Annotated in this window: 25 protein-coding genes; 16 read left to right on the forward strand and 9 right to left on the reverse strand. The window is 58.7% G+C overall.

Annotated features, from left to right (window positions below; genetic code table 11):
- The first annotated feature begins 10 nt into the window (after positions 1 to 10).
- The 10 genes from J4O76_RS19940 (at position 11) to J4O76_RS19985 (ending at position 7,967) form a co-directional block, all read left to right on the forward strand.
- Positions 11 to 157: a hypothetical protein gene (locus tag J4O76_RS19940; RefSeq protein WP_426283833.1), complete on the forward strand. Its 147-nt coding sequence runs from the start codon at positions 11 to 13 to the stop codon at positions 155 to 157.
- A gap of 10 nt (positions 158 to 167) precedes the next feature.
- Positions 168 to 581 (forward strand): hypothetical protein, encoded by a 414-nt coding sequence (locus tag J4O76_RS19945; RefSeq protein WP_426283835.1) that lies wholly within the window; start codon positions 168 to 170, stop codon positions 579 to 581.
- 91 nt (positions 582 to 672) lie between these two features.
- Positions 673 to 2,208 (forward strand): cation:proton antiporter, encoded by a 1,536-nt coding sequence (locus J4O76_RS19950; protein WP_426283837.1) that lies wholly within the window; start codon positions 673 to 675, stop codon positions 2,206 to 2,208.
- Positions 2,209 to 2,301: 93 nt separating this feature from the next.
- Positions 2,302 to 3,615: a multidrug effflux MFS transporter gene (locus J4O76_RS19955; protein WP_426283839.1), complete on the forward strand. Its 1,314-nt coding sequence runs from the start codon at positions 2,302 to 2,304 to the stop codon at positions 3,613 to 3,615.
- Complete coding sequence (locus J4O76_RS19960) at positions 3,612 to 4,400, forward strand: SDR family oxidoreductase (protein WP_426283841.1); 789 nt, start codon at positions 3,612 to 3,614, stop codon at positions 4,398 to 4,400. The genes J4O76_RS19955 and J4O76_RS19960 overlap by 4 nt, the downstream gene beginning before the upstream one ends.
- Positions 4,401 to 4,465: 65 nt before the next feature.
- The gene (locus tag J4O76_RS19965) at positions 4,466 to 5,293 is read left to right on the forward strand and encodes an SDR family oxidoreductase (protein WP_426283842.1); all 828 of its coding nucleotides are present in this window, start codon (positions 4,466 to 4,468) and stop codon (positions 5,291 to 5,293) included.
- A 108-nt stretch (positions 5,294 to 5,401) separates the two neighbouring features.
- Entirely contained in the window at positions 5,402 to 6,226 is an 825-nt protein-coding gene (locus tag J4O76_RS19970) for an SDR family oxidoreductase (RefSeq protein ID WP_426283844.1), read from the forward strand.
- A gap of 61 nt (positions 6,227 to 6,287) precedes the next feature.
- The gene (locus J4O76_RS19975) at positions 6,288 to 6,482 is read left to right on the forward strand and encodes a hypothetical protein (RefSeq protein ID WP_426283846.1); all 195 of its coding nucleotides are present in this window, start codon (positions 6,288 to 6,290) and stop codon (positions 6,480 to 6,482) included.
- A gap of 291 nt (positions 6,483 to 6,773) precedes the next feature.
- The gene (locus J4O76_RS19980; protein WP_426283848.1) at positions 6,774 to 7,547 is read left to right on the forward strand and encodes a hypothetical protein; all 774 of its coding nucleotides are present in this window, start codon (positions 6,774 to 6,776) and stop codon (positions 7,545 to 7,547) included.
- A gap of 159 nt (positions 7,548 to 7,706) precedes the next feature.
- Positions 7,707 to 7,967, forward strand: a complete 261-nt coding sequence (locus tag J4O76_RS19985) for a hypothetical protein (protein WP_426283850.1) — start codon at positions 7,707 to 7,709, stop codon at positions 7,965 to 7,967.
- Between the two features lie 89 nt (positions 7,968 to 8,056).
- Here the strand turns inward: J4O76_RS19985 and J4O76_RS19990 are convergent, their stop codons facing one another.
- Positions 8,057 to 8,413 carry a hypothetical protein gene (locus J4O76_RS19990; RefSeq protein WP_426283851.1) on the reverse strand — a complete coding sequence of 119 codons (357 nt, stop codon included), beginning with the start codon at positions 8,411 to 8,413 and terminating at the stop codon, positions 8,057 to 8,059.
- 239 nt (positions 8,414 to 8,652) lie between these two features.
- Here J4O76_RS19990 and J4O76_RS19995 point away from each other — a divergent pair, with 239 nt between their 5' ends.
- Together J4O76_RS19995 and J4O76_RS20000 are read left to right on the forward strand one after the other, a co-directional pair.
- Positions 8,653 to 9,663 carry a hypothetical protein gene (locus J4O76_RS19995; RefSeq protein WP_426284008.1) on the forward strand — a complete coding sequence of 337 codons (1,011 nt, stop codon included), beginning with the start codon at positions 8,653 to 8,655 and terminating at the stop codon, positions 9,661 to 9,663.
- Positions 9,660 to 10,385, forward strand: coding sequence for an ATP-binding cassette domain-containing protein (locus J4O76_RS20000; protein ID WP_426283852.1), 726 nt, complete (start codon positions 9,660 to 9,662; stop codon positions 10,383 to 10,385). Before J4O76_RS19995 ends, J4O76_RS20000 begins: the two co-directional genes overlap by 4 nt.
- A gap of 11 nt (positions 10,386 to 10,396) precedes the next feature.
- On the opposite strand, the gene J4O76_RS20005 is transcribed toward J4O76_RS20000, so the two are convergent.
- Positions 10,397 to 10,879 (reverse strand): hypothetical protein, encoded by a 483-nt coding sequence (locus J4O76_RS20005; protein ID WP_426283853.1) that lies wholly within the window; start codon positions 10,877 to 10,879, stop codon positions 10,397 to 10,399.
- Positions 10,880 to 11,159: 280 nt separating this feature from the next.
- Here J4O76_RS20005 and J4O76_RS20010 point away from each other — a divergent pair, with 280 nt between their 5' ends.
- Positions 11,160 to 11,987, forward strand: coding sequence for a hypothetical protein (locus J4O76_RS20010; RefSeq protein WP_426283854.1), 828 nt, complete (start codon positions 11,160 to 11,162; stop codon positions 11,985 to 11,987).
- A gap of 164 nt (positions 11,988 to 12,151) precedes the next feature.
- Here the strand turns inward: J4O76_RS20010 and J4O76_RS20015 are convergent, their stop codons facing one another.
- Entirely contained in the window at positions 12,152 to 12,742 is a 591-nt protein-coding gene (locus tag J4O76_RS20015; protein ID WP_426283855.1) for a hypothetical protein, read from the reverse strand.
- Positions 12,743 to 12,918: 176 nt separating this feature from the next.
- Positions 12,919 to 13,431, reverse strand: coding sequence for a hypothetical protein (locus J4O76_RS20020; protein ID WP_426283856.1), 513 nt, complete (start codon positions 13,429 to 13,431; stop codon positions 12,919 to 12,921).
- Between the two features lie 556 nt (positions 13,432 to 13,987).
- On the opposite strand from J4O76_RS20020, the gene J4O76_RS20025 reads away from it, so the two are divergent.
- Entirely contained in the window at positions 13,988 to 14,683 is a 696-nt protein-coding gene (locus tag J4O76_RS20025) for a hypothetical protein (RefSeq protein WP_426283857.1), read from the forward strand.
- Positions 14,684 to 14,841: 158 nt separating this feature from the next.
- On the opposite strand, the gene J4O76_RS20030 is transcribed toward J4O76_RS20025, so the two are convergent.
- Positions 14,842 to 15,465 (reverse strand): inner membrane-spanning protein YciB, encoded by a 624-nt coding sequence (locus J4O76_RS20030; RefSeq protein ID WP_426283858.1) that lies wholly within the window; start codon positions 15,463 to 15,465, stop codon positions 14,842 to 14,844.
- Between the two features lie 75 nt (positions 15,466 to 15,540).
- Positions 15,541 to 16,149, reverse strand: a complete 609-nt coding sequence (locus tag J4O76_RS20035; RefSeq protein ID WP_426283859.1) for a hypothetical protein — start codon at positions 16,147 to 16,149, stop codon at positions 15,541 to 15,543.
- A 133-nt stretch (positions 16,150 to 16,282) separates the two neighbouring features.
- Here J4O76_RS20035 and J4O76_RS20040 point away from each other — a divergent pair, with 133 nt between their 5' ends.
- Positions 16,283 to 16,690 carry a hypothetical protein gene (locus J4O76_RS20040; RefSeq protein WP_426283860.1) on the forward strand — a complete coding sequence of 136 codons (408 nt, stop codon included), beginning with the start codon at positions 16,283 to 16,285 and terminating at the stop codon, positions 16,688 to 16,690.
- Positions 16,691 to 16,921: 231 nt separating this feature from the next.
- Here J4O76_RS20040 and J4O76_RS20045 read toward each other — a convergent pair whose 3' ends face one another.
- From J4O76_RS20045 to J4O76_RS20055, 3 genes are all read right to left on the reverse strand, one after another.
- The gene (locus tag J4O76_RS20045) at positions 16,922 to 17,425 is read right to left on the reverse strand and encodes a MucR family transcriptional regulator (protein WP_426283861.1); all 504 of its coding nucleotides are present in this window, start codon (positions 17,423 to 17,425) and stop codon (positions 16,922 to 16,924) included.
- Between the two features lie 329 nt (positions 17,426 to 17,754).
- Positions 17,755 to 18,123, reverse strand: coding sequence for a hypothetical protein (locus J4O76_RS20050; RefSeq protein ID WP_426283862.1), 369 nt, complete (start codon positions 18,121 to 18,123; stop codon positions 17,755 to 17,757).
- Between the two features lie 460 nt (positions 18,124 to 18,583).
- Positions 18,584 to 19,258 carry a hypothetical protein gene (locus J4O76_RS20055; protein WP_426283864.1) on the reverse strand — a complete coding sequence of 225 codons (675 nt, stop codon included), beginning with the start codon at positions 19,256 to 19,258 and terminating at the stop codon, positions 18,584 to 18,586.
- Positions 19,259 to 19,288: 30 nt separating this feature from the next.
- On the opposite strand from J4O76_RS20055, the gene J4O76_RS20060 reads away from it, so the two are divergent.
- Entirely contained in the window at positions 19,289 to 19,816 is a 528-nt protein-coding gene (locus J4O76_RS20060) for an RNA 2'-phosphotransferase (RefSeq protein ID WP_426283865.1), read from the forward strand.
- Positions 19,817 to 19,889 lie beyond the last annotated feature (73 nt).

The following is a 19,889-nucleotide window of genomic DNA, read 5'->3' on the forward strand; positions in this document are numbered from 1 at the left end:
CGACAGCGCGATGATCGCGGACGGTCTTTCGACCTCGCTGTTCTTCATACCCCCCGGCGATCTCGCCGGGTCGTTCGCATTTTCATATGCCCTGATGTTCGCGGACGGCCGTGCCGAGATGTCGCCGTGCTTCGGTGGCGAACTCTTCATCGACTAAAGGAACGTTCATGCGCTTATCGCCCAAACATGCCGCCACGCTCGCCGGGGTCTCCGCGTCGTTACTGGGCGCCGAGGCCCCGGTGGCCGACGCGCAAACCGTCGAACCTAGCGAAGCTGCCTCCAAGGCATCGCGCTACGCCGACGGCGTTTACACTGCGACCGGGCAATATGGCGGCCTGCCGTCCTCACTCGTCGTGCGGGTCAGGCTGGTGCGGGGCATCGTCGCGCGCGTCGAAGTCGGGACGCCGGCAAAGGATCCGACATCGCTTGGCTACCAGAAACGCTTTGCCGCTGCCGTCCCCGCGGTCGTTGTCGGCAGGCCGATCGACCAAGTGAAGGTCAGCAAGCTGGCAGGCGCGAGCGGTTGTCCCGATGGATTCAACGCAGCGATCGCCAAGATCCGAGCGCAGGCGGCACGCTGATCCGAGTTTCTTCACCGACGCCGCACGTCCAGTGTAGGCAAGGCTGCGACGCCCATTCGGGGCATGGGCAGGCCACAACGGGAGCGTCGAATTGATTATCTTTGAGACAATCCTGCTCCTGCTGTTCGGTGCCGCCTTACTCTCGATCCTGGCCGGCCAGATCGGCGTGCCGTATCCGACGCTGCTGGCCTTGGGCGGCGTGGCCCTGGCGTTGATCCCAGGGACGCCGCGGCTTGATCTACCGCCGGACCTGATCCTCGCGCTCTTCGTCGCGCCGGTGCTGCTCGATGCCGCACACGACACGTCATTGCGTGATCTGCGGGCAAATTGGCGGCCGGTATTGTCGTTGGTGCTTGTCGCGGTCGGACTGACGACGATCGCGGTAGCGGTAGTAGCGCGCATCTTTCTGCCGGACATGCCGTGGGCGGCTGCAATAGCGCTTGGCGCCCTGCTGGCACCCCCTGATGCTGTAGCTGCACTGGCCGTCATGCGCTCCGTCGCACCGCCCCATCGCATCCGTTCGATCCTGGAAGGCGAAAGTCTGCTCAACGATGCGTCGTCGCTGCTTGTCTACAAGCTGGCGGTAGCGGCGGTCGCGGTCGGCTCCTTCCGGCCTGCCGATGCCGTTCCGGCTTTCGCGCTGGTCACGGTCGGTAGTGTCGTAGTCGGTTGGGTGCTCGCAAAGCTGGTCATCCGCTTGACCGCGCCGATCGAACATCCGGCAATCGCTACGATCATCCAGTTCGTGACGACGTTCGGTGTGTGGATAGTGGCCGAGCGGCTGGAGCTGTCGGGCGTCGTCACGATCGTTGTATTCGGCTTGACCGCGGGGCGGCGCAGCTCGTCTTCATCGCACACGTCGGTCCGTGTCCTGTCGTTTGCGACCTGGGAAACGCTGACGCTGGTGCTGAATGTGCTGGCGTTCACGATGATCGGATTGCAACTGCGACCGATCCTCGAGCGGCTCGATGGCGTGGAACGGGCAACCTATCCGCTCTATGCGCTTGCGATCCTCGGGATAGTCATCGTCGTCCGGCTCGCATGGGTGCTGTTCTACGGTGCATCACATCGCCTCTCGCGCAAACCGGACGACGCACTGCGGAGCTGGGCGGGCACCCTCAAGAGTGGCGTCCTGGTCGGGTGGTCGGGGATGCGCGGCATTGTCACCCTCGCAGCCGCGCTCGCCGTCCCGGAAGGCTTCCCCTACCGCGATTTCATCTTGCTGGTGGCGTTTGTCGTGGTGCTGGGGACGCTGGTGATCCAGGGCCTGACGCTCAAGCCGCTGCTGCGCGCGCTGCGGTTTCCGGCTGATACGATCGTCTCGGATGAGATGGCGACCGCACGGGCGGGCGCGATAGATGCGGCGATGCAAACGCTTGATAATGACGCCAGTCCTGCGGCGGAGCGTCTGCGCCACGAATATCGCGAGGCGCTGGGTGTCGCGCAAGCCGGCGATGATCCACGGGCTTCCTCCGACAACACGCTGCGGCAGCGCATGATCCCGGCATCGCGCCACGCGATCGATACACTGCGCGCGAACGGGACGATCGGCGACGAAGCGTATCGCGCTGTCGAGGAAGAGCTGGACTGGCTCGAACTCAGTTCGCGCCCCTCCGCTGCGGATTGATAGCCGGGGCTTTCATGAATGACGGATATCACCGCATGCCGATCTTGCCGTCTAATCGCTGGGAAGCCTGCATCTTAAATTGAGGATGACGCGATGGTCGCGTCGGTGCCGTTCGGTGCCGGACAGGTGGACCTCATGAATGCTCGACTTTTGACGATGCCCGACAACGACACCCTGATCGCCCCGGCATTGCCGACCGCAATGACCGCCCACGGTCGAAGCCTGCGCGTTATGGCAATCTTAAGCGTCCTGATGGGGTTCGGGTCGATCTCGACCGATATCTATCTGCCGGCGTTGCCGACGATGGGGGAGGCACTCGGGTCGTCCAGTGGCACGATGGAGCTGACGATCTCAGGGTATCTGGTGGGGTTTAGCCTCGGCCAGTTGCTGTGGGGTCCGATCGGCGATCGCTATGGTCGCCGGCTGCCGGTTGCAGCGGGCATAGTGCTGTTCATCATTGGGTCGGCCGGCTGTGCGCTGTCGGACACGGCGTGGCAGATGATTGGCTGGCGCGTCGTGCAGGCAGTCGGTGCCTGTGCCGGCGTCGTGCTGGCACGCGCGATGGTGCGCGACATGTACGACCGCGACCGCGCCGCTCAGATGCTATCGACGTTGATTGTCATCATGGCGATCGCGCCGCTGATCGGCCCGCTGGTTGGCGGGCAGATTCTCGCGGTTGCTTCATGGCACGTCATCTTCTGGCTGCTGGTCGGCGTCGGACTGTTGACCCTAGCGGCCCTCTTCACCTTGCCCGAAACGCTGGCCCCTGCGCAGCGCAGCCGGGAGCCACTGATCCGGGCGATCGCGGAATATAGCCACCTGCTGCGCCAGCGCGCGATCCTAGGCTACGCAGGCGTCGGAGCGTTCTTTTACCTCGGTGTCTATGCCTACATCGCCGGCACGCCGTTCGCTTACATCAGCTACTATCATGTGCCTGCGCAGCTCTACGGTCTGCTGTTCGGGAGCGTCATTGCCGGCATCATGGCGATGAATATGGTCAACACCCGGCTGGTCACGAAGCTGGGGAGTGACCGGCTGCTGCGGCTCGGCACCGTAGGTGCAGCAATCTTCGGCATTGCCGTAGCCATCGCCGGGGGCACCGGATGGGGCGGCTTGACCGGCCTTGCGACGACGCTGTTCCTGTTTTCTGCCATGTCGGGCCTCATCGTCGCCAACTCAATCGCCGGTGCCCTGGCACGCTTCCCAGAACGCGCAGGCACGGCCTCTGCACTTGTTGGAGCAATCCATTACGGAGCGGGAATTATCGGGTCGGCGCTGGTCGGAGCATTCGCCGACGGCACCCCCTGGCCGGTCGGCTGGGTGGTCGGCGTTGCGGGCATCGGTAGCCTCGTCTGCGCGCGCCTTTTCCTCCCTGCAGCTCGCACTAATCGAAAGGTGATGTCATGACTTCGAAGCCTTCCCTGACCGTCCTGGTCGTCGGCGCGACCGGCAGCATCGGGCGGCTTGTCGTGGCCGAGGCGCTGCGACATGGCCATTCGGTTCGTGCGCTGGTGCGGGACGCCCACAAGGCAGCACGCCTGCCTGCTAGCGCACCGACGATCGTCGGCGACGTGACCCGTCCCGAAACGCTCGCCGCTGCGGTCGAGGGCATCGATGCGGTCGTGCTGACGCTCGGTTCCGAGGGCGCCGGCAAGGCCGGTGCCGAGAGTGTCGACTATGGCGGCGTACGCAACATCTTCACCGCGCTCGGGGACCGGCCAGCGCGGATCGCACTAATGACAGCGATCGGCGTCACCAATCGCACCAGCGACTACAACCGGCGAACGCAAGCGCATGACTGGAAGCGCCGGGCCGAACGCCTCGTTCGCGCGAGCAAGCGCCCCTACACGATCGTTCGGCCTGGCTGGTTCGATTATCAGGCTGCGGACGAACAGCGGATCGTCATGCTTCAGGGCGACACCCGGCAAGCCGGTGACGCAACTGATGGGGCAATCGCCCGCGCACAGATCGCTCGGGTGCTGGTCGACAGCCTGACCAGCGGCACCGCGGAGAACAAGACGTTCGAGCTGGTTGCCGAAAAAGGCGGCGCGCAGACCGATCTTGCCCAGGTCTTCGCCAGTCTCGAGTCCGACGATCCCGCCTCGCTCGACGCGATCCGTGACGCCGACAACCAACCGTTGGCAGATGAGCCGCAGCGCGTGCGTGACGACTTGGAAGCCATCCAAAAATGACATCTCCCGCCGATTGCAACGCAGGCGGCGTCTTTCTCCTGCGCACTTCGACCAAGGAACGAACAATGACCCAAGTGATCGTAGTTATTGGAGCTGGCTCTATCGGCCAGGCCATCGCCCGCCGCGTCAGCACCGGCAAGCATGTGTTGCTCGCGGATTTGCGGCAGGAAACGGCCGATGCAGCCGCCAAGGTGATGAGCGACGCCGGGTTCGTCGTCAGCACCGCCACGGTCGACGTGTCGAAGCGTGAGTCCGTCGAAGCGCTGGTCGCCACGGCGACGGCGATCGGTGATGTCTTCGGGGTAATCCATGCCGCCGGCGTCTCGCCCTCCCAGGCACCGCCCGAGCTGATCCTTCACGTCGATCTCTATGGCACCGCGCTGCTCCTTGAGGAGTTTGGCAAGGTGATCGTTGAGGGCGGGTCGGGTATAGTCATCGCCTCGCAGTCCGGCCACCGTCTGCACGCACTGACCGCGGAGGAGGACACGGCGCTGGCGACAACCCCGGTCGAAGAGCTGATGGCGCTGCCGATGCTTCAGCCCGACGTCGTGACCGACCCTCTCAACGCCTATCAGATTGCCAAGCGCGCCAATTCTCTGCGCGTGAAGGCGGAGGCAGTGAAGTGGGCGAAGCGCGGTGCGCGAGTGAACACGATCAGCCCTGGCATCATCATGACGCCGTTGGCGAACGACGAACTCTCCGGCCCGCGTGGCGAGGGCTATCGCCGCATGATCGACCATTCGCCAGTGGGTCGCGCCGGCACGCCCGACGAGGTCGGCGTGCTGGGTGCGTTGCTGATGGGGCGCGACGGCGCGTTCATCACCGGCAGCGACTTTCTGATGGATGGCGGCGTAACCGCGTCGTGGTTCTACGGCGAGCTTGCCCCGAAGTGATTGACCGCGGAGCGGGCCGGCTCCTGGCCCGCTCCATCTGGAACTACATAGCACCAACGACATTCGACAGCGCGTTCGCGCTGGCATTGCACATGAGGAAGGCAGAAAATGGCAGACGTTATCGTAGTGATCGGTGCGGGCGGCATCGGTTTGGCGATCGCCAAACGACAGGGCTTCGGAAAAACGGTGCTGCTGGCCGACTTCAATGAGGTGGTGCTCGAGGCCGCGGCCGAAAGCATGAGGGATGCGAGCTACCTCGTTGAGACGCAGATCGTCGATGTGGCCTCGCGTGGGTCCGTACGGGCCCTGGCTGACAAGGCGGCATCGCTCGGACCGGTCATGCAGGTGGTCAACACCGCCGGTCTGTCGCCCAACATGGCGCCTCCGCAGAAGGTACTCGAAGTCGATCTCTACGGCTCGGCCGTGGTGTTCGAGGAGTTTGAGCGCATCATCGCCCCAGGCGGCGCCAGCGTCATCATTTCCAGCATGGCGGGGCACATGATGCGTCAGTTGCCGGAAGATCAGGAGCACGCGCTGGCGTTCGCGCCCGCCGACGAGCTGCTCGACCTGCCGTTCCTGAAGGACGTCACCAATTCTCTCGTCGGCTACATGATCGCCAAGCGCGCTAATCACCTGCGCGTCCAGGCCGCGGCAATGACGTGGGGCGAAAAGGGCGCGCGGGTCAACTCGATCAGCCCGGGCATCATCGTGACGCCGCTGGCACAACACGAGCTGAACTCCGAGATCGGCGACGGCTATCGCGCGATGATTGCCGCGTCGCCGTCCAAACGCATGGCACCGCCCGAGGAAATCGCGGTTGCGGCCGCGTACCTGCTGGGCCCCGACGCGGGCTTTATTACTGGCAGCGACCTGCTCATCGATGGCGGTGTCATCGCAGCTATGCGCGCCGGCAAGCTGCCTGTCCCGGCCTGACGATCCGCATCCAAAGGTTATGATCCAAATAGGCGCTCCGGTGTACCAAATCCGTACGGCAGTGACGACGGACGCCTCGATGCTTGGCAGGCTCGCGGCGGACCTCATGAGGCTCCATCACGAGTTTGATCCAAGCCGCTTCATCGCGCCCGCCTGGCGGACCGCTGCTCGATACGCCGATTTCCTGGAAGCGCAGCGATTGCGCGACGACGCCATCGTGGCCTCTGTGCATTATCCGGACACAGATTCACGGTAGAAATCGGTTGGCCTGAAAGCGTCCAGTGTCGAACGCTAAGCTTGGCGATCCGCGCAACGAACGCACCCTTTCGTTAGGCGTGATCATTCCCGTTTTCCCATCTCTGATTGGCAATTTCGGGAAAGAGCAATCGGGAACAGATTTTGGGAAAAAGGGGATGGCGCGACGGCGACCGGTACAATCGCCAAGGCGACTTTCCTGCTGTGGGTTCGTTTACGGGAAGCGCCTGACCTCCACCCGACCACCTGAGACGTTCATAAGATTCTCATACGTCGCGTTCATTCTGTCTGGGTGACCGAAGCCGGTTCACGAGGCGATCAGGCAAACGATACGGACTCTTATATGCGAGTAGGAGGATTAGGGGGACTGATAGCTTGTGGGCTATTACTGGCAGGATGCGTGCAACGCCTCCCTACACTGCGCTATCGTTTAACAGTCGAAATCGAGACTCCTTTCGGATTGAAGGCTGGATCAAGCGTCATCGAAGTAACGACTGTCGATCAGGGCAAAGGTTTCCCTGGACCAGAAGCGGGCGGTGTTCGCCGCGATGCAAAAGGTCAAGCTGTTGTTATAGAGATAGCACCGCATGAATACGTCTTTGCTCTGCTCGGCAAAAGACGTTACTACGATTACGCCGATGGCCTTCCGGTTGGGGTTCTTCAACCGTTAGTTGGTTCCGGTCGGAAGTCGATCGGGCCAAACACGGATCGGATTCAGGACTACCTTTCGTACGATCAGTTTCACAAGCGGATGATCGCTGACCACAACATATGGCCAGTCCCGCGAACAGTGCCAGCTAATGCTGGAGATGGACAGCGGGATTATTGGCCCGACCTAGTTCGATTCCGCGACCTCAATAATCCTAAAACGCTTGAGCTGATTGCGACCAATTCCGTCAATGTCAAACGCGTGACCCTGCAAATAGTTGATGAGCCAGTGACGACAGGCATATCTGCGATATTACCTTGGTTGGACAATCCCTCGTACGTCAACGCACCGCCAATGATCGTCAATGACGATGAGACATTGATCGCAATGACTCGCGGAAACTTTATTAGAAAATAGGGCGAGGCGGCATTTTCCCATTTATCGATCGATTCCGAGAACGCCCTTCCAGTCCCTACAACCGCCGCCCCCTCGGAGGAGGTTTATCCGAAGAGACGTCCCACTTGCGGCCATCCGCGCCTCGCCCGTAGACTCGTACAAAGCTGCTGGAGTGCGACAATGGACCTACCTGATCTGCCTGGTGAGAACGATAGGGATGCGATCTTCACATTTGCGATGACCTTCAACGGCTATGAGCACTTCGGCTCCTTTGAAGCTGCGGCCGACGCCGCGAAGTCGCGTGATAGGTCCTCGCTTGAACTTCTGAGAAATGAGCTATTTTTCGCGGCCCGTGCATCACGCCATCGTGATGACGATCGCTTCGTCGATACCTACCAAGACCTTTTGGCTTTGCTTCGGCTACACGCCAGCAACGCGTAAGTCAGCGAGCCGCGACGAAGCTCTCAACCCGGACATTCCCGTAATTCGATCCCTTTGAGAAACAAAACCGCCGTTATCAGCCGGTATATTCAGTGCGACGCAGCCGCTTGCAGCCCCTCTGCATCGGTGAAATCACGGAGTGACAAATCGAAGTTGTAGCCCATGTCGGTGATGCGGAGTGGGCTGGAAATACCTGATTGAAATGCCAGAACAAACAGCGCAGCGGGGCGTTCAAGATACCCGTTTACCGTTACCGTTTCAGCATCCGCACTTAGGCGAACGATCAACTCGCTATCGTCGCGGGCACAAAGATATTGGCTGACTGCCCCGATACCTGGTCCAGTTTGAGTGACGGTCCAATCGGCAAGAGATGTGATTGCTCGCTCAACAGCGACAGGGTCGAACGCCTCGTTAGGGCCAAGGAAGATGAGGATCTTATCTGACATGGCGCTCGCATACCGTTCTTGCCTCGCCCTGTCTGGTGTTTATCAGACGCCACCATTCATTGCCGACCGTCCGGATTCCCATTTCTCGATCCCTCGCGGGAAGCGCCGACCGTCTCAATTCCGGTTCTCGATCAGAAGCCTAGTCGTTTGCTGTTCCCCCTCGCAGGGCCGGGCCGGCTTATATAGGTTGTCGGCTCCGCTGGAATTCGACCCGAAAGGCGAAAAGCGAAGTGAGTTTGATGGTTGGGGAAGGGGCAGGACCGGCCGCGCGCCTGTTTCGTTACGATCGGCGGATCGCGATCAACGCTGCGAGGGCTACCTTTTCGGGTTGGCACGACCGTCTGATCGCGGCGACGATGCTGTTGTTCGCTTTGGCGGCCGCGCGCTCATGGCTTTTGGATCGCGCATGGCCGATCGCCGCCTGGACAGCCTTCGGTGCCGGCGTATCGATGGGTCTTACCGCCGGACGCCTGATCGCGGTACGCCTTGCGTTTCACACCTTCGATGGACCCTTGGCGGCCGACGCCCTGTGTCCAGAGCTCCGCAGGCGTTACTTGATCGCATGGTATGGGATCGGGCTGACACTGCTGGCAATTTTCACGGTCATCGCCCGCCCATCCCTACTGATTACAATTCTACCCGGCTATCTGATTGGTGCAGTCGTCGGGCATGTAACAGGTAGCCTCTCCATAGCCGCCTTTGGCGCGGGCAAGGCGGGGTTCGGCCGGATGCTCCGATCATGGATTCAGCGTCCCGGTGCCGGGATCTTCGCTGCCGCCATATTGCTTCTGTCACTGGCGTTTGCGGCTCAATACCTACGGGGTAATGCCTTGGTTGTAGTCGCTGGTATCGAGACCGCCCTATCCGGGTTGGCGCTGACTATAGTCGATGACAGCAGCGTCCGCTTCCAGACAATCGCAGGGCGGGGCGCATGGCGCATCATTGGTCGCCAAGCGCGCGGCGCGATGCTCTTCGTCTGTACAGCGGCACCGGTCTGCGCTTTCGCATTCGGACCTGCCCTCGCCGCCGTTGTCGCGGCAACCTCGATCGGGGCTCTGCTGCTGATGGTACTCCAAACCCTCGCCTATCGAATCCACGGCAAGGGCTTCGCCGATTTCATCGTTTCGATACTGACGGGACTACTCATTCTGACGGCTTTCTCCATGCCGATCATCCTGCCATTCGTCGGCATTGCCATCTTGTGGCAGTTGCAGCGCCGCTCTGCGGCAAGGACCTGGTTGCTTGCATGAATCCGATCATCGACCTCACTGCCGTATCGATCGAGCGTACTGGCGAGCGTGTCGTTCGCCACGTTGAGCTGACGGTTATAGAAGGATCGTGGTTCGGCCTGATCGGGGCAAACGGGTCGGGCAAGACCAGCTTGCTTCGCGCACTTGCGGGGCGATTGCCATTCGCCAGCGGATCATGCCGCATTGATGGCGTGGAGATGATCGCGGACCGGCCGGCGCGAGCGACGCACTTCGGCTTTTCGCCACCGGCCGAAACACTGCCCGATGCGTTGCGCGGACGCGAGGTGCTGGAACTGGTCGGCGGGGATATCGAAACGATCTGGCCCCGTTTAGGCCCATTGCGTGGGGCGCTCGGTTTGGACGCCTTGCTCGACCGCTGGATCGGCGACTGCTCGGCCGGTATGCGGCAGCGGATCACGATCGCCCTTGCGTTCGCGCAGGGCCACACGCGGGTGATACTGGACGAGCCCTTCAACTGGCTGGACCCCGTTGCCGCGTTCGATCTTCGCCAAGCGCTGCGTGGGATGGTCGACAATGGACTGACGCTGATGACCGCCCTTCACGATCTCGGGACGCTCGCGGTCGCGTGCGACGCCGGCATCATGCTCGCTGGTGGCAACGTCGCAATGGAACTGGACAGCCGCTTGCTCGAAACTGCCGCTAAAGATCCGCAGGCATTCGAACGTCAGACAATCGACCGGCTGAGGTCAGCAGCGGTATGAGGGCGGTAATGCTATTCCCCCATCTCGACAGCTACGCTTACAAGAGAGCCAGTTGGTATCGGGTCAACCCTACCTATCAGCTGATTTTTCCCTATTGAGATGAGGGAAAATCTTGAGCCGCTGGCGACCGCTTTAACTCCAGTCGCTTGCTCTAACGCGAGCGTCAAAACGGTCAGATCATATGGCTGGCGTATGTTGAAGCTGATAATACAGCTTCCTCCACTTGGCCGGGTTCCTAAAGATGCGCGGAGATCGTGTTTCGAATAAAAACGATCGCCGGGCGCTCCACTAGCAGCCTCTGTTGTCCAACCCCCGCTCAAGAATGGTTTGTCATCGACACCGAGCTTTGTAGTCGCTTGGACGCAGACCTCTACGGCACGCGTGAATTCGCCTACGTCCACCGCAGGCACGCCCGCCGCAGCCGTTGACAAGCCAAGCGCACCAAACAGCAGGCCGAGCTTGAATTTTGGTCCCATGACGTTGTCCTTTGCCATACAGCTAAGTCTCCGCCGCTTAATTCGGCAACTCCGCTACGGGCAATCATGCGCCTAAACGTTGCCAGGCTGCAATTTATCAAATCGCGCGGTGCATTGCCGTTTCGGGGCCACGTGGATTCCCATTTCTCGATCGAGTTTCGCGAATGGCCAAGCCGATCATGAACGGCACGGATCAGTGGCATGCTGCCCGTTAGGTTTCGCCTTCAGGGTAACTTCTCGGCAATGCGATCTCGCTATGCTCACCTAATCTGAAGCGGTACGAGGCGGACTCTTTCGAATGTGGCGTGCTTGGGGATGGTTGGGCCTTGCTCTTCTAACGCCAGTTCTGCTGATCATTGTTGCCCTGAAGAAACAGGAGGCGGTTGGACGTCAGTGGGCATCCGAGCAAGAAGCAACAGAGATTGCAGCCTTGCGTCCACCAGCATCGCCTCCAAATTGTCCGGCTTACACTTCTATTGACGGCACCCGTGTGCCGGCCGGCAACCTCGCCGACGTACGAATCATTCGGTTTGGAAGAACCGTCTATTATTATCCGACCCATTGGATTCACTTCGAGCAGCCTTCACCATATAATCACGTCGGCGGCATCGACCGGGATGCTCTCGGTGTTCTCGATCCGGACCTACACCTCGTCGAGTGCCCAGGCATCGTCCATAAAGTCACGAATGGAGGGCTGTATTTCAGTCGCTTCATGGGAATTGGTGTTAGCCCTGAGCCAGGATTTCTAATGAACAATGCCCTTCGCCCGTTACGTAGCGTCACGTTCATCTACGCACAGAAGCTGCGACATGAGGGCGATAACATCCGAGAAGCTCGCATCCTCGATTATATGGAGGACGGCTTTAAGGAAAGCTTTGATCACAAGCGACTTGACGCTTACGCGTATCTTGCACCAGACTTGGGGTGGCGAATTGGCTGGCATCCACGTAGGAAAAGCCAAGCGGAGTGGGACCGGCAATTCGAAGACTGGCATCATTCATCCAGCCGTCCACGTCCCTGGGATAAAGAGTCCCGGACCGCAGAATATGGTGCGCTGATGGCCGCCGCACGCAAGCTCCACGCGTGGCTGATGACCCCGCCAATGGTCCGGAGCGCTAATCCATAGCTAATGGCTGAACCAAGTATTCGCCGATCGACGTTCCCACAAACAAACGGCAGGCGAGAAGGGATCGGCGTTCTCGGAACCGATGGTGAAATGAGAATATGCTTCTGCGTTGGGCGGTGAGAGTGATTACCAGTTTACCGGAATGCCACCCATTTGAAGCTCAGCTAGCTAGGCGTGCCCGTAGCAATGGCGCGTGACAAGGCTCCGGCTGCGGCGCGCATTCGGCATTTGTATATGGAAGATGCGACCTCGAGTGATCGATTACCTCGGATCGAGGCCAATACAGGATTAGTTTCCTTTGGTGCGCGACCTGCACATCGCGCGATCAGCTTGCCGCTGCCTTCCGCCACCAACGTGAAATTAAGAATCTGCGCGTCACCATCATCGACGTGTTCCAGCTTGAGATAGGGTTTGTGGGCTTCGGCATTGGCTGCAGTATCGACATTTTGTTTAGCGCTTCCCCAGCTTATCACCCAAGTGCGTGGCAAACTCTGAGCAAGCCTCGCGTCAACAATTAACGGCTGCAAAGTTGCAAGTTCAGCAGTTGGGCCGCGAAGCCATTGATAGAATACCGCTCCACCTATAATTCCGCTAAATATTGCTACGATGCCGACAATATCAATGCGCCCATCTCGACGAAATCCGCTCCGGACACTTCGAAAGCCACTCATAATTAACGCAAGTAGAATTGCACTAAACACAAAGGGTGCGGCTAATACGAGCATTAACTCGACATAAAATGCACCCACCATCATCCGCTCACCCTTTTAGCCTTCAACGGCATTAACGCGGATGGCTTACAATCATTCTAACGCGTACCCCCGCAGCCGGCCAATGGCTTCCCGAAAACGATGGAGTTTTGGGAATGGCTGAGGCGGGAGTATGGCAGTAAGGCCACTGTGCGACAGCGGCATGTCCTGCTTGCCAACGACTAGATATGCAGAACAAAGGCTCCGATGAAATGGAGAATAATTTCTCGCGCAAGGTCGTGTTCTTGATCGGAAACTAGTGGGTCAGGCCATGGCACGACAACCAGCAAAGGTCGATCGGTGATTGCATAGAGTTCAGAAAACGCCTCACTATCCGGCGCGTGAAACCGCAAAGTAGCTTGCGAAGTTGACTCTGCAAACATGGTAAGTACCTCAACATCAGATTGAGGCTCTTTGCCCGAAGCGAAGGCCCCCAATAAGACAGGGCGATTATGAATTGAAATTGTTACAAGTGCTGCAGCGTTAGCGGAAACGAATTTGATCGACAGATGGTTCAGATTCCCGCCAAGCGATTTGTCAAAAGTCGTGCCATTTTCTCGAATCAAATCACTGCACACTCCAATCCATTTGGGAGATAGATCAGCGACGTTCCAGACAGCACGCCCCTCTAACGATCCGTCTAAGCCGAAAGGGGCGATGGAGAATTGCTGCGACTCTATCATGGGTGCGATCATATTCTCAGTCTTGGAGCAGCTTTTGGGAACGCGCAATGTCAGCATTTGAGCGGATGCAAATGATCTTGGGTATTCTCGATTAACGATCGATTTCGAGAACGCCCGTGCCTTCCCGCTGACGGTTCCCAATCGGGAAAGCGGATCGCCGACGCATCTTTGGCTGACACACGCTTGCCGCAATGATGGAGGACGTTGCGACAGGGAGCATGGGCAGATGTTGGCAATGATGATGTTGCAAGCGACGGTAACGCCTGCTGACCAAGGGCCTCCGATCGACTTTGATCTTCGATCAAGCGCCGATCTCAGGTCCAGCTCTTGCAGGTCTCCGGCCACTGACGATGGAGAGATATTGGTATGTGGTCGACGTGACGCAGACAGCCGCTATCGTCTCAAACCTCTTGACACCTCTCGTTATGAGCCGAACCGCCGTGCGGAAACAACGCTAGTTGGCGACCTCAAGGGAGCTGCCGAAGTCGAACAAAAAGAGCTTGCGCCCGGAATGACAAGTAACCGTATTATGTTTCGGCTGAAGCTGCCATTTTAATATCGGAGTATCATGCTAATTTATAGATTCAGGCACCTGGTTGTGGTCATTTGTTCCTTCGCGGCAGCCGAAGCAAGAGCCGACGAGCTACAGACCAAGGTTCTTCATGCTATTCGTGCCAGCCAGCCTGACGCGTACAGTTTTCAACGCACTTTGGCGTTTGAAAGAACTGGATCAGCGCGCAAGGTGTTGATGGAGCGTTATGATCCGCGCCATCCGATGAATCAGCGGTGGTCGTTGGTTAGCGTAGATGGGCATCCGCCTAGCAGCAAAGAGGTAGAACAATCACAGAAATCCCGGAAAGGACCTACGCCGTCATACCATGAATTGGCAGAGTGGTTCGGCGCGCCAGCGGTACGAAGTGATGCCGCGCCTGGATATGTGACTTACCACTTTAGTCGGTTGCCTGCCGGCGTTATGAAGATAGGATCACATGACGCGTCTGCCGATACACAGGCGGACGCATTGGTAAATATCAAAGGCAAAATACCATTTGTAGAGAGGGTTCAATTTACATCGGCTAAAGGGTTTAGAATGATGATGGTTGCATCGGTGCAGAGCATCGATTTTAGCGCGCGGTACACGCAGTTCGCAAACGGTGCTGTCGTTCCGGCAACATCTGCAAGCACGATCAAAGGTTCTATGCTTGGTAAATCTGGACAGATGACTACGTCTGTGACGTTCGCCTCGTTCGAGGCTGCCCGATAAATTTCAACGCCTGCCCATGACTCGCGCTCCCAAGTGCAGTTTCGAATAACTTGCCGGGCGTGGCACCCTATTCCCAGATGACCATCCCTTTGAGGACGCATCGAGGGGCCTGTTTCAGCGCTTACGACGTTCGCCTAGGCGTTCGAACTAGATCTTATTTATTCGGCCGAACTCGCCCGCGCCGCTTTAATCCGCGGTCTCGCAACGGCGCGAAACAGGGCGTATTGTCCTAAGAACAAGACGACCTTGCTGCCAATAGCGAGCGGCACCATTATCAGCGCGGTTGCCCGAGGATCGGCGGTCAACGCTAATATGAGATTCACCGCGCCGGTGCATAACATTAGCCCGGCCCAAGCGCGTTCGAAGAAAGCAACCATGTGTTCTGGAATGTGTCCGTGCGCGATATTCGGTATGTATCGTGTCATCCAACCCGGTCTGAGCATCGTCACCCCGAACGCTGCATAAAAAACGGTTACTTTTACCAATACGAAGCGCGGGTCATGCGTCACGATTGTCAGTCCACCAAACACAACAGCCATGATCGTGCTCGCCCATTGTAGGGGAGCGACCGACCTACCTTGGAATTTAATCCACAATATCTGCGCTATCCCCAGCCCTATGCTAATTCCCGCAGCAACCCTCGGGTCGCCAGTGAGCGCAAGTACGCCGTAGAAAAAGAACGTTGAGGCAAGATCGGTTGCGATCGGCCGAACAGCATACAGGAACGATGACGTTTCCAACCGTGATGTTCGAGCCGCAAGGTTATTGTCACTTGTTGTCATATTAGTCAGCCTGCTTGTTCATCAGGCACTAAGCAAGATCGTAATTAGACAGGGAGCGCTGCGAAGGCAGCGGGATCATTTTGACTGTGGCAGGCGCGCGATCATCGCATCGAAGGCTGCAAGGTCATGGCGTTGCCCGACCGTCCCCCCGACGGGCAGATTAGCCGGCAGACTGAACTGGACGCGGCCGGGCAGCACCACATCGAGCACCGTGTACCATTCGAGTAGTGCGGGACGCAGCCGCGCATGAAGATCAAAATTGCGCCTGCGCCGCCTTGAGTCGGTCATCGCCTGTCGTCGTGCCGTCTCCACATCGGTATCTGCGACGAGATAGCGGTCAGCAAAGCCGATCCGGCCATCGGCGATCGTTTGGCGGGTTGCGGCGAGTTCGAGCGACCAGTCACGTTCGGAGGCCTCACCGACCCGCCATAGGCACCAGACATAATGGAGCTTCAGAGGGTCGGTGTCGCACAGGGCATGGCCTGTCGCACGCTCCACGGCCAAGGCCGCCTGCCATCGGTCGATGTTGCGCTCCGCCCAAAATGCAGCTGCGCCTGTTGGATCGGCGACACGATCGGGCGCTCCGGCAATTCTTGCGTTCTCTGGAACGACATGCGAGCCGCCATGCCGGGCGCACCAGGTGCTTTTACCGCTCGCGCTGATACCTTCGACGACAACGATCATGACAGCATCTATCACCGGATGCGGTGACCGCTGCCAAGCAGTGATTCCCGATTACCCATCGAATTTTGGGAATGGAGGTCTGGTGGCTAGCTGGCGCAGCCGCTACCGCTCCAGCCGACGACGGGGGCGATAAATGCAATTTGATGTAGAAGGTAACGACCCGCTACTCGACCCATCTGAGCGGCAGGTTCGATCAGCTATCAGCGCGCTACGTAGCTACGGTCCGAAATCCTTCGCATCGATCACAGATGCCGCTGGTAATTATCTTCAGGTCGCCGGGGGCTCCCAAACCTGCCTACTCGAACGACGCGACGCTGCGGCCGGTCGTCACTTCCGCGCCTATCGGAACGAACGAAGCACAATTTTCGAAGACGGCACTATCCTCGCCTTTAGCGGCGGGAAAATGCCAATGATGGCGGATGAGTGGTTCCCGTCAACGATTGTGGCGGATGCGTTTGCCTGTTTTCTGACCGGTGCAGATTTACCAGCCCAAATCCATTGGCGAGACATCACTGGCAATTTGTTCGGCCACGACAGCTAAGGCAACGGGCGGGTTATAACGATCCCAGGTCTCGATAGAACCCGGACAGCCGTTGCCGTGACCGGATTCCCGTATTCCGATCCTAATGGGAATGCCCCGACCGTCTCGCTGGCCGTTCCCAGACAAGATCCTGGAAAAACGGCTGACGTACCCGTTGCGATCATGCGCGCTTACATCATCAAGCTTCCACGGAGAGATAGCCGGCCTCCACCTTCGGAGGCCAGCCCGAGGTTACTCTGCTACGGCGTCGTCAGCCTTGCGCTTACGCGGCGCTGGTTTTGCAGCCTCTGCCTTGGTCGCGTTTGTCTGGCCCGGCTTGCGACCAAGGCCGATCTTTTTCGCCATCGCGCGACGGCTTTCCGAATATGTTGCCGCGACCATCGGATAATCAGCTTTCAGGTTGTAGCGCTCGCGGTACTCCGCTGGTGTCATGCCGTTGGTTGCGAGGTGGCGCCGCAGCGTCTTGTACGATTTGCCATCGATCATACTGATGATGTGATCTGGGCTGGCAAGGGACTTCCGGGCAGTTACCGCGCCAATATATTCTTTGGGCTCTTCGACGGGAGATTCCGATGTCGGCGAACCGCCAACAAGCGACTGAACGCTAGTGTGCATCTGCAAAAGGAATGCTGGAACGTCATCGGCAGACGTTCGGGTATTTGGGTTGCTCAGCCAGGCGATCGTCAACTCGGTAGCGAGTTCGACAGCGTTGGGCTGGTAGGTATCATCAGACATAAAGGGCTCCATGTAGCTGGCGAACCTGTATACTAAAGCCACCATGGCGGACGACGCAAAATTGTTTAGAGAGCGTGCAGCCGCGGAACGCCTGGAGGCAAGTACCGCCGTGTTACCCAATGTTCGGGATCGAGCGCTTCGGTCTGCTGAGCGATGGGACGAAATGGCTCGCCGCGCTGAGCTGACTCAAGCAATGTCTTTGGGGCGAAAGGGTTAACTCGCCAATTAATGAACGTCGCGGACGCAACGACAGTGACAGCCGCCAACCGACTCAATAAGCCATCTTTTCGCGAAGGGCTGTATCGGCAGAAAGCGCCCACTTGCGTACGCTAGTGAATGGTCGGCTCGGTTCCCGACAAGACCCATGCCCGGCCCTCCTCTGTCGTTGCCACGATGCGGGCGTAGGGCTGGGTGAAAAGGCGGCGAACCTGCATCCGGGCTAGCGAACTGCCGACCACGACGGCGAGGGCCGTGGCCTTGGGCATGGTAGCCATATGTGAACCCATCGCCTGGATCATACTCTGCTGCTGGATCGGGCAGTTCGTCACGTCGACGATCATCGAGTAGCTGTGCAGTTTCTTCATCACGAAAGCGCGCTTCAGGTCCACAATGTACTCTGCTACCTCATCGATCGTCATCATGCCGCCAAGGGTGGCTTCAACGAGGTTGTGCGTGCGGTCTATATGAATGTCGTACATGGGCGTTCCTCGCTGGCTTTATACCAGCAGCCGATTGACGAAGCGTTACTATCCCGTTCATGCCGGGTTTGAGCATGACAGCTAACGCCCAGATAGCGGACGCACCGCGCGCGTGTTAGCAGATGCCGTGTCACGCCGCTTTTTCGCCCACCCGCTCGTCATTTGGCTTATCGTTGTGAGCGCCACTTTCGTACTCGAGACTGTCTTTCGGGGTAGGACTGAGGCGGCCGCAAACGTTCCGTATCGGGCGTTAGCGGTAGGAGTTGTGATCCTGTGGACGCGTCGCGCGGCGAGCAGACGAATGACAGGCAATTGACTGACCGTTCCAAAGCCGGTCATTCCCAAAATTCGATCGATTCTGAGAACACAGGCGTCGTCTCGCTGGCCGTTCCTTTCCGGGAACTGGATCACCCGCAGAGTTCGCCCCCTGAACTGCTGTGTTAGCGTGCCAACTGTAATGCTAACCATTGCCGCCGAAGAGCGTGAACAGCTTGCGGACTATTCCAGGCTTTGGAGCCTTTTGCTCGTGGCGCGCTCGATATTCGAGCATCGCCTGCTCCGCGTGACGGCGCTGATCTGCCAGCCCTGCGAAATAGCGATCCAAAACGCCAGTATCCGAGACCGGTCCTGCAAAATCCAAAAGGTAGTCTGCGATTACACTTGGCGCTAGCGCGTTGATGGCTTCGATCGCATTCCGCAGTCGATCAACGGCAACCGTTTCCTCAGTGCTTAGGTCGAACCATATATTGCCGACCAACGAACCCTTAGCATCCAGCTTAAGATAGCAGTCGGGTCCCAGTCCGAAGCACCACGCATCGTCTTCATACGACCCGTACGGATCGCGCTCTTCACTACCCATCGCGGAGCCGATCGTTGCGTGAAACCCGCGCACGCGCGGGAGTAAGGGCGCAAGCGCGAGCTCCGCTGCCTCCAGCGTCAAACCTACCTCAGTATAATCGGCAGACGGCTGCTTCGCCATATACATGTTCGTGAAGCCGAAGCCGGACGGATCGCGATTTTGCTCTGCGGCCGCAGCAGCGTTTGCCACGTCTTCTTCAACTTCTTCCCGAACGGTCAGCGGGTATAGATTCCGCATCCCCCAATCGTCTTCGTGGACGTGAATTACATCGACCATTGCACCGCCCGCCTGTAGCTTTGCCTGATTATGGCAGAGAAAATTTCGAAGATCCTATCTTATTGGTTGCGGCATTCTCCGGATTCAGGGAACCTTACACTCGATAGTTCGGGCTGGGCGACGGTGAAAGCGGTTCGAGTTTCGTTGGCTCGAGAGGGGATCGATCCATCGTCATTGGAGTCCACCGTGGCGGAAAGCGACAAACAGCGGTTCGAACTATCCGATGATGGAACTCGCATCCGCGCCCGGCAAGGTCACTCCGTTTCTGTCGATCTCGGTTGGCCCATCACGACTCCACCCGAAAACCTTTATCACGGCACCGTCGATCGGTTCTTGAACTCGATCTTTGCCGAGGGGCTGATGCCCATGACGCGACACCATGTTCACCTTTCTCCCGACGAAGATACGGCCGCTCGGGTGGGTGCTCGCCGCGGGCTAGCTGTAATACTAAGGGTTGCAGCAGGAAAGATGGCGCATGAGGGTTCATTCTTCCGATTGTCGAGCAACGGTGTCTGGTTGACGGATGCAGTGCCCCCTCGCTTCATTGATCGTGTTTGAAACCCGGATCATCAGCTGACAGCGCCACTTTGCGTTCCACGCCGGTCGTTCCCGTTTCACCATCCAGACCGTC

Origin of the sequence: Sphingomonas sp. NFX23, from assembly GCF_049887795.1 — a bacterium.
Taxonomy (GTDB): Bacteria; Pseudomonadota; Alphaproteobacteria; order Sphingomonadales; family Sphingomonadaceae; genus Sphingomonas.